The following is a 15,978-nucleotide window of genomic DNA, read 5'->3' on the forward strand; positions in this document are numbered from 1 at the left end:
CGAGTACTGGAAAACGCGCATATACTCACGGTCGGGCCGTAAAAAGTAGTGCCGTGGGTCGCGCTGCGTTCCTGCTGCTTTGCCGTCATCTCGCGGCTCAGCGCCACCAACGCTCTGTCTATCACTTCACCAAGCTAAGCATCAAACATGTCCACATCGCCGAAGATCATCTACACCCTGACCGACGAAGCGCCTGCACTGGCGACTTATTCGCTGCTGCCGATCGTCAAGGCGTTCACGCGCTCGTCCGACGTGATCGTTGAAACGCGCGATATCTCGCTTGCCGGCCGGATCATCGCTGCATTTCCGGACTACCTGACCGCGGAACAGAAGGGTTCCGACGATCTGGCGGAACTGGGTGGACTCACCACGCGTCCGGAAGCGAACATCGTCAAGCTGCCGAACATCAGCGCTTCGGTGCCGCAACTGAAGGCTGCGATTACCGAACTGCGCGATCAGGGCTTCAAGCTGCCGCCTTACCCGGACGTCGCCAATACCGACGCTGAAAAAGACGTCAAGGCGCGTTATGACAAGATCAAGGGCAGCGCGGTGAACCCGGTGCTGCGCGAAGGCAATTCGGATCGCCGCGCGCCGCTGTCGGTCAAGAACTACGCACGCAAGCACCCGCACAAGATGGGCGCGTGGAGCGCGGACTCGAAGTCGCACGTGGCGCACATGAGCGGCGGCGATTTCTACGGCAGCGAAAAATCGGCGCTGATCGCAGCAGCCGGTGCCGTGAAGATCGAACTGACGGCAGCTGACGGTTCGACGAAGGTCCTGAAAGAAAAGACGGCCGTGCAAGCGGGCGAGATCATCGACGCTTCGGTGCTCTCCAAGAACGCGCTGCGCAGCTTCATCGAAGCGGAAATCGCCGATGCGAAGAGCAAGGGCGTGCTGTTCTCGGTGCACCTGAAAGCGACCATGATGAAGGTGTCGGATCCGATCATCTTCGGTCACGTGGTTTCGGTGTTTTACAAAGACGTGCTGACCAAGCACGCTGACGCGCTGGCGCAAGCCGGCTTCAACCCGAACAACGGTATCGGCGACCTGTACGCGCGCCTGAAGGACCTGCCGGCTGAAACGCGTGAAGCGATCGAAGCCGACATCAAGGCGCAATACGCGCAACGCCCGCAACTGGCCATGGTCAACTCGGACAAGGGCATCACCAGCCTGCACGTGCCGAGCGACGTGATCGTCGACGCCTCCATGCCGGCCATGATTCGCGAGTCGGGCAAGATGTGGGGCGCGGACGGCGCGCTGCACGACGCCAAGGCCGTGATTCCGGACCGTTGCTACGCCGGTGTCTACCAGGCGGTGATTGAAGATTGCAAGAAGAACGGCGCATTCGACCCGGTCACGATGGGCACGGTGCCCAACGTCGGTCTGATGGCACAAGCTGCTGAAGAATACGGTTCACACGACAAGACGTTCCAGATTCCGGCAAACGGCGTGGTACGCGTGACCGACGCAGCCGGTACGGTGCTGATCGAGCAGGCGGTTGAAGCTGGCGACATCTGGCGCATGTGCCAGACCAAAGACGCGCCGGTCCAGGACTGGGTCAAGCTCGCGGTCAACCGCGCTCGCGCTACCGGCACGCCGGCTATTTTCTGGCTGGACGCAGCGCGCGCACACGACGCCCAGATCATCAAAAAGGTCGAGCAATACCTGAAGGACCACGACACCAGCGGTCTGGATATCCGCGTCATGACGCCGGTTGAAGCGACGAAGTTCTCGATCGAGCGCATCCGTGCCGGCAAGGACACGATCTCGGTTACCGGCAACGTGCTGCGCGACTATTTGACCGACCTGTTCCCGATCATGGAACTGGGCACCAGCGCGAAGATGCTGTCGATCGTTCCGCTGATGGCGGGTGGCGGCATGTTCGAAACCGGCGCGGGCGGTTCGGCACCGAAGCACGTTCAGCAACTGGTCGAAGAAGGTTTCCTGCGTTGGGATTCGCTCGGCGAATTTCTGGCGTTGGCGGCTTCGCTCGAACACCTGAGCGGCGCTTATCACAACCCGAAGGCGCAGATTCTGGCGAAGACGCTGGATCAGGCAACCGGCAAGTTCCTCGACAACGACAAGTCGCCGGCGCGCAAGGTGGGCGGTATCGACAACCGCGGCAGCCACTTCTACCTGGCCATGTACTGGGCCGAGGCACTCGCTGCGCAAACTGAAGACGCTGCATTGCAGGCACAGTTCGCCGGCGTGGCGAAGGCGTTGGCCGACAACGAAGCGAAGATCATCGAAGAACTGGGTGCAGCGCAAGGCAAGCCGGTGGATATCGGTGGTTACTACCGTCCGAATGTCGACCTGACGAGCAAGGCCATGCGCCCGAGCGCGACGCTGAACAAGATCGTGGACGCGGTCGCTTGATGCGCTGAATGCGCTGAATGAGGTGCTGAGGCTGTCGCTCAAGGTACCAAAGCCAGTACGCAAATAAGCCGTAAGCAAGACGATGGCGCTCCTGAGGAGCGCCATCGTCGTTTCTACGCGCACGTGGGCGGTCATGCCGGCCCTCACACGTGAACGATTTCCCAATCGCTGAGTTTTTCAGGAATCTCGAGCGTCGACGTGTCGAGTTCGGTCAGCTGCTCGCAGGTCAGGCCGCGTGCGACTTCATCGGCTGCCTGTTCCGGGCAGGAGAATTCGCCAAGCGTCTCATTGCCGTAGGTTGCCTCCCAACCATCCTGGCCCGGCAAAATGTAGAACGCTCCCTGGGTCGATCCAAAGCGAAAGCCTTTCATTTTTAGTCTCCCAATTGCCAATTAAAAACCGCGATGCCGGGGCGGCTTCAGGTAGGGCGGGGGACTCGCTGCAACTGCGTTTGCGTCCCGTCTTTTGCTGCACCCTTTTCGCTGCGTCCTATGAAGCGTCGGCTCTTGTAAAAGAGTCTACGTCAGCAAGTCATGGCGCAAGGGGTTGTTAGACGGTTCGTTCAATCAAAAAATATCGTTTAAATATAAAGGCTTACATCCGTCATTTTACGATGTGCAACGTGGGGCGACATTGCGAAATGGCGAATTTGTGCCACGCACCACGATTTTTTACGAAGCAAGGGCTCATGCCACATCGTGAAATTTTCAGCGAGTTAGCAGACATTGGGGCAGGGTGCGAGCAAGTTGCCCGTTGGAGCGGAAGGTCTCCCCATCGCTTTAGCCGCCTTGGGCAATCCGTTCGCATGTGTTGACGCATTGGACTGCAGCTTCCTTCGTCGCGCCGCGGTTGACTATCTGCTGCGCGATCTCCACTGGAGTCCAGGTGTCGCGCAGTCTGGCGTAGAGCGCCATGAGGCACGCAAACTTCCTTAGCGTGAAATAGGTGTGCAGCAACTCGACCATTTCACCCGAGGCGATCGTGCGCGGATCGACGGCGCGGATGATTTCGATCATTTCCGTATCGTCCACGTGGCGCCACATGTTGAACGCGGCGTGAAAGCCAAAGGTTGGATTGTCGAGTGCGCCGCGCTCATGGGAAAACTGCTCGGCGATAGGTTCCGGCGCAAACCGGATCCCGCATTCGGCTTCGAGGGCTGACCGGTAGACGCGGCAAATCAGTTCGTCTTCGTTGACGCCCGGAATGAACGGGAAGCGCGCCTCTGCACATGCGCGAAGCAGTCGGGCAGAGCGCAAAGAGAAACCGCCGTTCCCTACTGTCAGTCCGTCAGAATGAAATGGCCACTTTGCGCCGATATAGTCGTAGTCGAGAAACGACTGACTCCAGGCTGTTTCATCTACAACAAATCCGTCCCATTGGGCGATGAGCACCCATGGCGTCGAGATATGGTGGACAAGGTCCCTGAAGATGAAGGCTGAATAGTCATCCCTCGATTGAAGCCGTGGAATTCGCACACTACGTATGTCCGACGGGATCTCTTCATGAGTAAAAAGAATCACGTCGCCGAATGTGCACAAGCGGGCCGATCGCCGCAAGGCGTGCAACGCAAGGTGTGGGTTCAGCGAATCTGCTGCACACAGCGTCACACTGCGTAAATCGATCGGGGGGCGGTTGTTCATGCGGAGCTTCAACTAAAAAGGTTCAAGCTTGGCATACATCCGTCGATGCAGAGGCTATTGCATGCGATAGCCTTGGCTTAGATCAAGTAGATTGGAATAAAACTTTATTGAGAAACGCTAGCATCACGCGGTTGAATTCCTTGGGCCTTTGCAGCGGGGCGAAATGGCTCACGCCCGGCAGGACAATCAACGCCGCGCCGGGAATGCTGCGGGCGAGATAGTCGGCGTGCTCCGGCTTGATGAACTCGTCGTGCTCGCTTTGCACGACAGCAACCGGCACAGGGATCCCGGCCAGATCGTGCGCGGAATAGTTGGGCTGGGTTCGCATCATTTCGCTGACCGCGCCGACAAACGCGTCAAAGTCGTCCGGCGTCGCGGAGAGTTGCGCATAGTCTTTGGCATGCCTTGCGAAGCACCGATTGATCACCGGTGTCGGCACGAATTCCTTCGCACCGCTCGGGTCCATGTTGCAGCCAAAGAAAAACACGCCTGAAACACGCTCCGGGACCTGGCGACCGAGCACCATCGCGACGCAGGCCCCGTCGCTCCAGCCCACCATCGCGGCCCGGTCGATCTGTAGCGTGTCCATTACGGCCAGAACGTCGGAGGCCATCAGCTCATACGTGTAAGGGCGCGCATCGCGGGTACTGCGGCCGTGGCCGCGGCTGTCGATCGCAACCACGCGATGCCCCGAGCTGAGCAGCGCCGGCACCTGATAGCCCCAGTTGCCGCTGTGCCCCAGGCCGCCATGCAGCAGAATCACGGGCGCGCCGGTCCCATATGACGCGTACCAGATGCGTGCCCCTTCCTGCCCGACGTAGCCCTGGTCGTTCGAGACCGGCAGTGGGGCCGCGCCAAAGGCTTCGAAATGGGTGAGGTCATCGTCGTGAAATTCCATGAGCGGCTCCCTGCTGGTGAACTCAACAGCACAAGGATCCGCCAGGTTGCCCGCACTGCCACCAGAAAATGAACAAAGCTACGAATTTTCGCGCCCGCCCGGCGTTGGGCAACATCGACACATGTAAAAGACGGGTAGGCGGCGTCTCGCCCGGCAGCACGCGAACAAGCGTGCCCGTGGCGAGATCCGCACGCACCAGAATCTCAGCCAGTCAGGCGATACCGAGGCCGGACGCGCGTTTCGGCGCCGGTGCCTCCTCTCAATGATTCGTCTGACCCAGCCCGTGCTGCGCCGGCACGTTCGCATTGCCACCGGCCGCGCCGTTCGACGCGCTTCTCCCCGGCGCCGGAAAGACCACCAGCATCAACACGACCCCGGCGAGCAGCACCACGGCCAATCCAATCAACCCATATTGCGCGCTGCCGGTCTGCGTCTTGACCCAGCCGACGAACGCCGGACTCACGAAGCCGCCGGTGCCGCCAAGGCTCGTGATCATCGCGATGCCGCCGGCCGCCGAGGAGCGCGGCAGGAAAGTTTGCGGAATCGTCCAGAACACCACAAACGAGCCGTACGACGCAGCCGCCGCCAGCGCCAGCAACCCAACGCCGAACGCAACGTTATGACCGGCGGCGGGCAGCAGCGCGAACGCCAGCGCGGTCACGCAAGCGCTCGCGGCGATGTGCCAGCGCCGCTCCATGGTCCGGTCGGAACTGGCGCCCACCACGTAGGTGCCGAGCGCGGCCGCGATGAAAACGAGTGCCGACAACAGTCCCACGTCCAGCACGTTGGCAACGCCCATGTCGCGGATGACGGTCGGCGCCCAGAAGCCGATCGCGTTGAACGGCATCATGACCGCGAAATAGACGAGCGCCGCGAAATACACGCGTGGGTTCGCGAGCGCGCCACGCAGTCCGTCGAGATGACCGGTTTGCTTGGTCTGCTCATCGGCGGCGAGTTCTCGCGACACCAGTGCTTTCTCACGCGCGTCGAGCCAGTTCACGTCTTCCGGCTTGTCGCCGAGCATGAGGAACGCGACGATGCCGAGCGTCACGGCCGGCACGCCTTCCAGAAGGAACAGCCACTGCCAGCCCGGCAAGCCGCCGACGCCCGCCAACCGCGTCATGATGAACCCGGACATCGGCCCGCCGATAATGCCCGCCACCGCCGTCGCCATCATCAGAAACGCGGTCACGCGAGCGCGCCGCGCGCCGGGAAACCAGCAGCTCAGATAGTAGATGATGCCGGGAAAGAAGCCGGCTTCGGTCACGCCGAGCAGGAGGCGCATCGCGTAGAACTGCGTCGGAGTGCGCACGAACATCATCAGACTCGACACCAGCCCCCACGCGAACATGATGCGCAACAGGGTGCGGCGTGCGCCGACGCGCTGCATCCACAGATTGCTCGGGACTTCGAACAATACGTAGCCGATGAAGAAAAGCCCCGCGCCCAGGCCGTAAGTCGACTCCGAAAAGCCGAGGTCGTGCATGAACTGCAGCTTGGCGAAGGCAATGTTGACGCGGTCGATATAGCTGATCACGTAGCAGAGAAATAGCAACGGAATCAGCCGGAAAAAAATCTTGCGGTAAGTGCGTTCGACTCCGACGGGTGTCATGTCGTCTGGGGTCGTTATGCCTGAATGCGAATAGCCGTGCATGATGGTCTCGCGAAGAATGCCAACTGCGGTGAGCGTCGCTGCGCGTGATGCGGTTTTAGCGCGGCAAATCAGCGACGTCCGATCTCAAAGCGGCCTGGCACCGCTGTACTATCCGTCCACGACAGCCGGCGCGCAATGCTCGCTTTCGTGCATGGCGTCGGCGGCGTCAACTGCCGTGGCCGCGCGTGGCATGCAGCGCGCCAACGCGTCGCCGGCCCGCACGCCCTTGCCCGCGGGCAGCACAAAAAGCGGGTTGATATCCAGTTCCTTCAGGCACGCCTGCTGGTCGAGCGCCATGGCGGAGAGCGCGACGATCGTTTCGACGAGCGCCTCGATATCGCCCGGCGGCTTGCCGCGCGCACCGTTGAGCATCGCGAAGGCGCGCAGTTCGCGGATCATTGCGTGGGCGTCGGCGTGGGTGACCGGGGCGAGCCGGAACGTCACATCCTTCAGCACTTCGGCATAGATCCCGCCGAGGCCGCACATCACCGCAGGTCCGAACGACGCATCGTTTTCGATGCCGACGATCAGCTCGAGCGCGTCGCGGATCTCTTCCTGCACGAGCACGCCTTCGATTCGCGCGTGAGGCACGTGGCGGCGCGCATTCGCGACGATTTCGTCGAAGGCGTCGGCAAGCGTGGCTTCATCGCGGATGCCGACCCGCACGGCACCGGCTTCCGTTTTGTGCGGAATGTCGGGCGATTGCACTTTGATCACGAGCGGAAAGCCGATCGATCGCGCGATGGCGCATGCTTCGTCGCGGTCGTGCGCCAGCTCGCTCCTGGGTGTTTCGATGCCGTAATCGCGCAGCAACGCTTGCGAAGCATGTTCGGTCAGATCGCCGTGGCTGACAGCCAGCAATGCGCGAGCGTGCTCGACATCGTATTGCGCACCTGCAAGCGGATCGGCACCGCGCGCCGCGGCACGTGCCCGTCGCGCCTGGGCATAGTCCGACAACGCCGCGAACGCGCGTCCGCAACGCACGGGCGTTGCATACAGCGGCACGCCGCGTGTTTCGATCATCTCGTAGGCTTCGCGCGCCATGTCGCGGCGCGCATTCCAGGCGAGCATCATCGGCTTGGTCGTGGCGTCGTAGACACGCACGATGGCCTCGGCCATCGCGCGCGCCACGTCTCCGCTCGCGGCGGCTGCCATGATCGCGATGGCGTCGATGTTCGGATCGTCCGCAATGATCTGCAGGGCGTCGGCAAAAATCTTCGGCTCGGCGAGGATACCCGCGGTGAGATCGATCGGATTGTTCAGCGAGGCAAACGCGGGCACGATCGGCTTGAGCCGCTCGAGCGTGGCCGCCGACAACGCGGGTACGGACATGCCACGTTCAGCACAGGCGTCGGTGATCAGAATGCCGGCGCCGCCCGAAAGCGTGACGACCGCGATCCGCTTGCCGTGCGGCAGGCGTTGGGCTTCGAACGCCTTGGCGTAGTCGCCGAGATCCGCGACATCGGTGACTTCGATCACGCCGGTCTGGCGGAAAGCCGTGCGATAGAGTGCGGATGCGCCGCCCAGATTCGCCGTGTGCGACGCGGCGGCTTTGGCGCCGTCGGCCGTGTTGCCCACCTTCCACGCGAGCAGCGGTTTGCCGGCGTCGAGCGCGCGGTTGGCGACATCGACGAGGCGCCGCGCATCCTTCAAGCCTTCGATATAGGCGGCGATCAGCGACGTTTGCGGGTCCGCGATACAGGCGTCGACGAGATCGAGCAGGCTGACGTCGGCCTCATTGCCGGTGGTGATGAAATGCCGCAAGCCGATGCCGAGTTCGTCGGCCATCAGCAGCAGCGCGCAGCCGAACCCGCCGCTTTGCGAAATCAGCGACAACCCGCCGCGCCGGTAATCGACGCCGAACGGTGCGCCGAATCCGGCGTAGACGCCAGCGCCTGTGCTGGCGAATCCCTGGCAGTTCGGGCCGATCACGCGGATGCCGAACGCCTTCGCGACTTCCGCGCATTCATGTTGCAACGCGGCGCCGGCTTCGCCTGCTTCGGCGAACCCGGAGCTGTAGATGATCGCGAAGCCGATACCTTTTTCGCCGCATTGGCGCAGCATGTCGGGAACCCGGCGCGCCGCGACGAGGATCAGCGCGAGATCGGGTGTAGCGGGCAATGCGGCGATGCTGGCATGGCACGCCACGCCGGCAAGTTCCGTATATTTCGGATTGACCGGATACAGCGTGCCTTGGTACCCGTGCTGAATGAGAAAGCGCATCGGCTGGCCGCTGATCGACGTCGGATCGTTTGAAGCGCCGATGATCGCAATCGAGCGCGGATCGACGAGCCGTTGAATGTCGAGCGTGTTTGCGGCGTGCGTGGCTGTGCTCGTGTCCGTGTTCATCGCGGCGCTCATGCGGCACGCGCAGCGTCGGCTTGAACGCTGTCCTTCTGTTTCGCCAGGTCCCGTTCGGCCGCGCGCCGCAGCGTGATCTTCGCGATATTGAGCTGATGAATCTGGGTGGTGCCTTCGTAAATGCGGAACGCGCGCACGTCGCGGTAGAACCGCTCGACCGCATTGCCCGCAAGATAGCCGCGTCCGCCGAGCATCTGGACCGCGCGATCCGCCACGCGTCCGCACATCTCGGAAGCGAACATCTTGCACATCGACGCCTCCAGCGCCACGTCCTCGCCCGCATCGCGTTTGCGAGCGGTTTCGAGAATCATCGAGCGCGCGGCGAAAATTTCAGTCTGACATTCGGCGATTAGCGCCTGCACGAGCTGGAACTCGGCGACCGGCTTGCCGAACTGCTCTCGTTTCGATGTGTACGCAACGGCTTCTTCAAGCATCCGCATGGCGGGACCGGTGCACAGCGCGGCCAGGTGAATGCGCTGCTTGTTCAATACCTTCATCGCGGTACGGAAGCCTTGACCTTCGACGCCGCCGATCAGATTGGCCGCAGGCACCCGGCACGCGTTGAACACGACGTCACCGACCGGCGAGCCCGCCTGGCCCATCTTGCTGTAAGGCGCGCTGGTGGAGAGACCTGGCATGCCGCGTTCGACGAGAAATGCGGAAATACCGCCGGCGCCTGGCGTGGCAGGGTCCGTGCGGGCCATGACCGTGAACAGGTCCGCGATCGGCGCGTTGGTGATGAAGCACTTGCTGCCGTCGAGGAGGTAGTGATCGCCGTCGCGTCGCGCGGTGGTGCGCAACGCGGTGGCGTCAGAGCCGGCTTCTGCTTCGGTCAACGCGAAAGCGCCGGTCAATTCGCCCGACGCGAGACGCGGCAGATAGCGTTGCTTCTGCGCGTCGGTGCCGTCGGCGACGAGCGCTTCCGAGCCGATGCCGGTGTTGGTGCCGACCCGCGCCCGGAACGCCACTGAGGCTTGCGAAAGCTCGAATGCGCCGCGGACCAGTTGCTCCGTCGAAAGTCCCGCGCCGCCGAAATCGCGTGGAATGCTCCAGCCGAAATAGCCGAGTTCGCGCATGCGCGCGACGAGATCCGCGGGCACGGCATCCGCGTTCTCGATCTCGTTTTCGCGCGGAATCGCTTCTTCACGAACGAAACGCGCGACATCGGCGAGCATCGAGTCGAAATGCGAGGGGTTGCTGGTCATGCTTGTCTCCGTCATGTGAGTCGATTTATGACTTCACTATCGAAGGTTTACAGCCGGTCTGTGCGATTTGTTCGACTCTGCAGAACAGAGTTTGAATATGCTGAACAGCGGGCGCAAAATTGGCTATCTGAAGGGAGACGATCATGGCAGCCAACAACAAGCCTTCCGAGGCGGCGGCGCTGGCAAGCGACTATCTGGATTCGAAGGCGCGCTACGTGCCCGACGAATTCGACGGCGACCGGCAGTTCGCCACCACCTTGGCGCGTGGGCTCGACATCCTGCATTGCTTTACGCCGCGCGAACCGCAACTCGGCAATGCGGAACTGGCGGCGCGCACCGGCATGACGAAGGCCACCATTTCGCGCTTCACCTACACGCTCACGCGCCTCGGCTATCTGCGCGTCAATCGTATGAACAACAAGTTTCAGCTCGGCTCGGCCGTGCTGTCGCTGGGCTATCCGTTGCTGGCGAGTTTGAGTGTGCGGCAGATCGCGCGGCCTTCGATGAAGGAACTGGCGGATCAGATTCGCGGTTCGGTCTCACTCGGCATGCGCGACCGGCTCAATGTCGTGTATCTGGAAAGCAGCCGCAGCACGACGCCTTTGGGGTTGCCGGCGGATATCGGCCTGAGCTATCCGATCGTGCGAACCGCAATGGGCCGTGCGCTGCTCGCCGCGCTACCGGCCGAGCGGCGCGAGGCGCTCTGCAACGAGATCGCGGTGAAGGCGCCGAATGAATGGAATACGTTTCGCGAGCGCGTGAGGAGCAGCATCGACCACTTCTATGAGCGCGGGTTTTGTGTCTCGTATGGAGACTTGCGACGGGAAGTGCATGCGGTCGCCGTGCCGATGAAACCTTCGGCCGACGGCGAGATTCTGGTGTTCAACTGCGGGGTGCCTTCCTATCTGCTGAAGGAAAATCAACTGGAAGGGGATATCGGGCCGCGGCTGGTTTCGATGGTGCGCAGTATCGAGGGGGCGATGGGGATTTATTAGGCGCCACGCTATGTCAGGCCCTGTGCCACTCCAGCGTGTGAACTGGCGAGTCTGGGCTTTTCCTCGATCTCACGTCTGCCCAGACGTCGAAATCTTGCCGAGCTTGTCGATCAGCACCGCAACGAAAGTTTCCGTGACGGGCGGCAGGGTCCTGCCGCGCTTCTTGATGAGGGCGATAGGGCGGGTGAACGCGGGATCGTCGATGGGGCGGACCACCAGTTCAGGTTCCGCTCGGACCTCGCGAGCCGACGCCGGCAGGATGGTCACGCCGAGCCCGGCGCGCACCATCGCGACGGCGCTCATCATGTAGGTCGGCTCGCAGGCGATCTCCGGCGCGCAGCGGGCGTTTGCAAAGGCGCTATCGACCACGGCTCGCACACTCGTGCCTTGTGCCGTCAGCACGAGCGGCACCGCGGCGAGGTCGGCCAGCGCGATGCGCCGCCGCCGTGCCAGCGCATGGCGCTTTGGAAAAACCGCCACGAGGCGATCGATGCCCGCGTGCAGCACCTCGAAGCCCGTATCGTCCAGTTCTCCGCCGGTCAGCCCGATATCGACCTCTTCGCTGCGTACCAGTGCGTTGACCATGCTGGCGACCACGTCGCGCACATGGAAGCTCACGCGCGGCACGGCCTTCTTCGTCTCCTGCACGAGTTCGGGCAAGACGCTGGCCGCGAATGTCGGCAGGCACGCGATCCGCACCGTGCCGCTGGTTCCCTCGCCGAGTGCCCGCGCGTCGATCAGCACATGTTCCATATCGTGCAGCGATTTCTGCAGCAGCGGCAGCAGCTCGCGGCCGGTCGGCGTCAGCGCGACATTCCGGCTGTTGCGATCGAACAGCCGCATGCCCACCGTTTCCTCGAGGCGGCGAATCTGCACCGTCAAGGCCGGTTGGGAAAGGTGCAAGCGTGTCGCCGCACGCGTGAAGCTGCCCGTTTGCGCGACGGCAATGAACGCGCGGATGTCGCGAAGATTCAAATCCATAATGGTTTGTAATGGCTGCGATCAATTCATTTCAATTGATTTATTGTTGCCTCGAACTTACGCTGGATCACAGTAAAAAACAACACTGGAGACAAGCACATGCTGCCATTGCTGGGGCTGGCTACCATCGCCGTGCTGCTCGGCGCGATTCTGTCGAAACGGATGTCGCCACTGGTGGCGCTCATCATCGTGCCGATTGCGGCGTCGCTCATCGGCGGTTTCGGCTTTCAGACAAGCAAGTTCGTGATCGACGGGCTCAAGAGTCTCGCGCCGGTGGTCGGGATGTTCGTGTTCGCGATTCTTTACTTCGGCACCATCACCGACGCCGGCACGCTCGATCCGATCATCGACCGTATTCTGCGGGCCGTCGGCACGCGGCCCACGCGCATCGTGATGGGCACCACGCTGCTGGCGCTGCTGATTCACCTGGACGGTTCCGGCGCGGTCTGCTTTCTCGTCACGATTCCCGCGATGCTGCCGCTTTATGATCGTCTGAAGATGGACAGGCGCGTGTTGGCCGCGGCCGTTTCGATGGCCGCCGGCATCAACTTTCTGCCGTGGACGGGGCCGATGATCCGCGCGTCGGCGTCGCTGCATCTGCCGATTTCGGCCTTGTTCAACCCGCTGATCCCCGTGCAGTTGATCGGCCTGGTGTTCGTCTTCGGCATGGCCTTCTGGCTCGGGCGGCGCGAGGAAAAGCGGCTCGGCCTCACTGCCGCGAGCGCTTCCGTACCGATGCCAAAACGCGAGCTGACGCCTGAGGAGCAAGCCTTGCGCCGGCCGAAAAACTTCTGGTTCAACATCGTCTTGACGCTGGTCGTACTCGGCACGATGGTCGTAATGGGCGAGAAGATTCCGCCGGCGATCATGTTCATGGTCGGGCTTTGTATCGCGTTGATGGTGAACTATCCGAACGTCGACATGCAGCGTAAGCGGATCGACGCTCACGCACGTGCCGCGTTGATGATGGCCGGCATTCTGCTTGCGGCCGGCGTATTCACCGGTGTAATGCAGGGCAGTGGCATGCTGAAAGCGATGGCACAGGCGGCAGTCGGCTTCGTGCCGCCCGCGATGGCGGGCCACATTCCCGTTGCGCTCGGATTGCTGTCGATGCCGCTGAGCATGTTGTTCGATCCGGACTCTTTTTACTTCGGCGTGCTGCCGGTGATTGCCGAAGTGGCCGGCCAACTCGGCGTGCCCGCCGTGCATGTGGGCCAGGCTGCGCTGCTCGGCCAGATGACCACCGGCTTTCCGGTTAGCCCGCTCACGCCGGCGACGTTCCTCGTGGTCGGCCTGTGCGGTATCGATCTCGCCGACCATCAGAAATTCACGTTCCCCTTGCTGTTCGGCGCCTCGATCGTCATGACGATTGCCTGCGTCGTGCTGGGGATATTTTCGCTGTGAATTGCACGGCTTTACTGAACGGATGTGACCACCATGACAGCCACTCCACATAGTCGGACGGTGCGAATCGGCGCGGGCGCGGGGTATTCCGGCGACCGCATCGAACCCGCGGTCGAACTGGCGGAACACGGCGCGCTCGACTACCTCGTATTCGAGTGCCTCGCCGAACGCACGATTGCGATCGCGCAGCAGGCACGCTCCAAAGATCCTGAATTGGGCTACGACCCGTTGCTCGAAACGCGCATGAGGGCGGTGCTCCCCGCCGCTATCCGTGAGTCGGGCAACGGCGTGCGGATCATTTCGAACATGGGCGCGGCCAATCCGCTCGCGGCGGCGCGCAAGACTGCCGAGGTTGCGCGCTCGCTCGGTCTCGGCGATGTGAAGATTGCCGCCGTCACCGGCGACGATGTGCTCGAGGTCGTGCGGCAGGGCAATTTCCGCTTCGAAGAGTCCGGCGAAAGCGTCGCTTCGTACGCGGATCGGCTGGTGTCCGCGAATGCGTATCTCGGCGCGGCGGCGATTGTCGAGGCGCTGGCGGCCGGCGCGCAAATCGTTCTGACCGGACGTGTCGCCGATCCGTCGCTGTTCGTCGCGCCGTTGATCCACGAATTCGGCTGGCAGATGGACGACTGGCAGACGCTCGGGCAGGCGACCGTGATCGGCCACCTGCTCGAATGCGCGGGACAAATCACCGGTGGCTATTTTGCGGATCCGGGTTTCAAGGATGTCCCGAATCTCGCAAGGCTCGGCTTTCCTATCGCCGAAGTCGCGCCGGACGGTTCGGTGGTCATCACCAAGCTCGCGCAGGCCGGCGGACGGGTGACCGAAGCCACCTGCAAAGAGCAACTGCTGTACGAGATTCACGATCCGCAGCGCTATCTACAACCGGACGTGGTCGCCGATTTCACGCAGGTGCGTGTCGCGCAGGAAGCGCCGGATCGGATTCGCGTGAGCGGCGGGCGTGGTACGCCGCGTACTGATATGTTGAAGGTGTCGGTCGCTTACTTCGACGGCTATATCGGCGAAGGGCAGATTTCATACGGGGGTCCCGGCGCGTTGGCGCGTGCCCGCCTTGCACTCGATATCGTGCGGGAAAGGCTTGCCCTGACCGGTGTCGAGACGCGTGAATTGCGCTTCGATCTGATCGGCGTGAACGCATTGCACGGCGACACGCTGGCTGGCGCTTGCGCCGAGCCATATGAGGTGCGAGCGCGGGTCGCCGGGCGCACCGAGTCATTCGCACAGGCAGTGCAGATCGGCAACGAGGTGGAGACGCTTTACACGAACGGCCCGGCGGGCGGTGGTGGCGTGACCAAGTCAGCGCGCGAAGTCGTCGCGGTGCAATCGGTGTTGCTGCCGCGCGAGCATGCCAGGCCGACATTCTCGCTCGTGGAGGGGTGACATGAAATTACGAGAGCTTGCTCATTCGCGGACCGGTGATAAAGGCAATACGCTGAATATCTCCGTCATCTGTTATGACGCGAAGCACTATGAGCATCTGCGGGCGGTGTTGACATCGGAGCGGGTCAAGACGCATCTGGGCGAGGTGGTGCGCGGCGAAGTTGTGCGTTATGAACTGCCTGGCATCGCCGCGTTCAACTTCGTACTCGGCCATGCGCTCGGCGGAGGCGTGACGCGCTCGCTCGCGCTCGATGCACACGGCAAATCGTTGAGTTCGGCTTTGATGGGGTTGGAAGTGGAGGCGCCGGCTTAGCTCCCCGCCTTGCTCAACTCGTGTGCGCGCCGAAGCCGCTCGCGGCTATTGCTTAAATGCATTCGCATCGCGGCGCGTGCATCGTCCGCGTCCTGACGTTCGATTGCCCGATAAATCATCTGATGCTCGCTCAGCACGTTGCGCAGGTGTTCGATGTGGTCGAGCTCCGCAATTTCGGCTGAGCCGAGCCGCGTGCGCGGGCTCACTGCGCGACCGAGCTGGCTTAGCACATCGAAGAAGTAGCGGTTGCCGCTCGCTCGCGCGATCTGCAGATGAAACTCGATGTCGTGCGCGAGCGTGTCCGTACTCCCCCGCTCGAGTTCGGACTCGAAACGTTCCAGCGCCGCACGAATCTGCTTGAGATTCTGCTCGGTTCGCCGCGCCGCGGCGAGCGCGGCCGAGGCGGCCTCTACGTCGATGCGAAATTCGATGATTGCCATCACGTCCAGCATGCTGGAGAGGTCGGCGGCGGGCAGTTGCATCGACTGTTCCGTGACCGGCTCCAGAACGAACGTGCCGATGCCGTGCCGTGTCTCGACCACTTTAGCCGCCTGCAGGCGCGAAATCGCCTCGCGAACCACGGAGCGGCTCACCGAGAGCTGCTTCATCATCGCGACTTCTGTGGGGATCCGGTCTCCCGGTCTCAGGGTGCCGCGGCGGATTTCATCGGAAAGGGTGGCCACCACTTTCTCAGTTAGGCTGCTCATTTCTGTGGCGTGTTGACTAATCGGCTGGAAATACACACGTTGC

Annotated in this window: 13 protein-coding genes; 5 read left to right on the forward strand and 8 right to left on the reverse strand. The window is 62.4% G+C overall.

Features of this window, described 5'->3' with window-relative positions:
• The first annotated feature begins 147 nt into the window (after positions 1–147).
• The gene (locus KHO23_RS12905; protein WP_211611603.1) at positions 148–2,376 is read left to right on the forward strand and encodes an NADP-dependent isocitrate dehydrogenase; all 2,229 of its coding nucleotides are present in this window, start codon (positions 148–150) and stop codon (positions 2,374–2,376) included.
• Between the two features lie 143 nt (positions 2,377–2,519).
• Here the strand turns inward: KHO23_RS12905 and KHO23_RS12910 are convergent, their stop codons facing one another.
• From KHO23_RS12910 to KHO23_RS12935, 6 genes are all read right to left on the reverse strand, one after another.
• The gene (locus KHO23_RS12910; RefSeq protein ID WP_211611604.1) at positions 2,520–2,747 is read right to left on the reverse strand and encodes a hypothetical protein; all 228 of its coding nucleotides are present in this window, start codon (positions 2,745–2,747) and stop codon (positions 2,520–2,522) included.
• A gap of 408 nt (positions 2,748–3,155) precedes the next feature.
• Entirely contained in the window at positions 3,156–4,016 is an 861-nt protein-coding gene (locus KHO23_RS12915; RefSeq protein WP_211611605.1) for a DUF5672 family protein, read from the reverse strand.
• A gap of 82 nt (positions 4,017–4,098) precedes the next feature.
• The gene (locus KHO23_RS12920) at positions 4,099–4,914 is read right to left on the reverse strand and encodes an alpha/beta fold hydrolase (protein WP_211611606.1); all 816 of its coding nucleotides are present in this window, start codon (positions 4,912–4,914) and stop codon (positions 4,099–4,101) included.
• A gap of 259 nt (positions 4,915–5,173) precedes the next feature.
• On the reverse strand, positions 5,174–6,526 hold the full coding sequence (locus KHO23_RS12925) for an MFS transporter (RefSeq protein WP_236066818.1): 1,353 nt from the start codon (positions 6,524–6,526) through the stop codon (positions 5,174–5,176).
• Positions 6,527–6,676: 150 nt separating this feature from the next.
• Positions 6,677–8,917, reverse strand: a complete 2,241-nt coding sequence (locus KHO23_RS12930) for an acetate--CoA ligase family protein (RefSeq protein WP_211611608.1) — start codon at positions 8,915–8,917, stop codon at positions 6,677–6,679.
• Positions 8,918–8,925: 8 nt separating this feature from the next.
• Positions 8,926–10,134: an acyl-CoA dehydrogenase family protein gene (locus tag KHO23_RS12935; RefSeq protein ID WP_211611609.1), complete on the reverse strand. Its 1,209-nt coding sequence runs from the start codon at positions 10,132–10,134 to the stop codon at positions 8,926–8,928.
• A gap of 143 nt (positions 10,135–10,277) precedes the next feature.
• Here KHO23_RS12935 and KHO23_RS12940 point away from each other — a divergent pair, with 143 nt between their 5' ends.
• Complete coding sequence (locus KHO23_RS12940) at positions 10,278–11,129, forward strand: IclR family transcriptional regulator (protein ID WP_211611610.1); 852 nt, start codon at positions 10,278–10,280, stop codon at positions 11,127–11,129.
• Between the two features lie 69 nt (positions 11,130–11,198).
• Here the strand turns inward: KHO23_RS12940 and KHO23_RS12945 are convergent, their stop codons facing one another.
• The gene (locus tag KHO23_RS12945; protein ID WP_211611611.1) at positions 11,199–12,110 is read right to left on the reverse strand and encodes a LysR family transcriptional regulator; all 912 of its coding nucleotides are present in this window, start codon (positions 12,108–12,110) and stop codon (positions 11,199–11,201) included.
• Positions 12,111–12,209: 99 nt separating this feature from the next.
• On the opposite strand from KHO23_RS12945, the gene KHO23_RS12950 reads away from it, so the two are divergent.
• The 3 genes from KHO23_RS12950 to KHO23_RS12960 are packed head-to-tail and all read left to right on the forward strand — an operon-like array spanning position 12,210 to position 15,228.
• Positions 12,210–13,514 (forward strand): CitMHS family transporter, encoded by a 1,305-nt coding sequence (locus tag KHO23_RS12950; protein ID WP_211611612.1) that lies wholly within the window; start codon positions 12,210–12,212, stop codon positions 13,512–13,514.
• A gap of 33 nt (positions 13,515–13,547) precedes the next feature.
• Positions 13,548–14,915, forward strand: a complete 1,368-nt coding sequence (locus tag KHO23_RS12955; protein ID WP_211611613.1) for an acyclic terpene utilization AtuA family protein — start codon at positions 13,548–13,550, stop codon at positions 14,913–14,915.
• Position 14,916: 1 nt separating this feature from the next.
• A complete protein-coding gene (locus KHO23_RS12960; RefSeq protein WP_211611614.1) occupies positions 14,917–15,228 on the forward strand; it encodes an AtuA-related protein in 312 nt (103 codons plus the stop codon).
• Here the strand turns inward: KHO23_RS12960 and KHO23_RS12965 are convergent.
• Entirely contained in the window at positions 15,225–15,935 is a 711-nt protein-coding gene (locus KHO23_RS12965; protein WP_211611615.1) for a FadR/GntR family transcriptional regulator, read from the reverse strand. The genes KHO23_RS12960 and KHO23_RS12965 overlap by 4 nt on opposite strands.
• Positions 15,936–15,978: the final 43 nt, after the last annotated feature.

The organism is Paraburkholderia haematera (genome assembly GCF_905220975.1).
Lineage (GTDB): Bacteria > Pseudomonadota > Gammaproteobacteria > Burkholderiales > Burkholderiaceae > Paraburkholderia > Paraburkholderia haematera.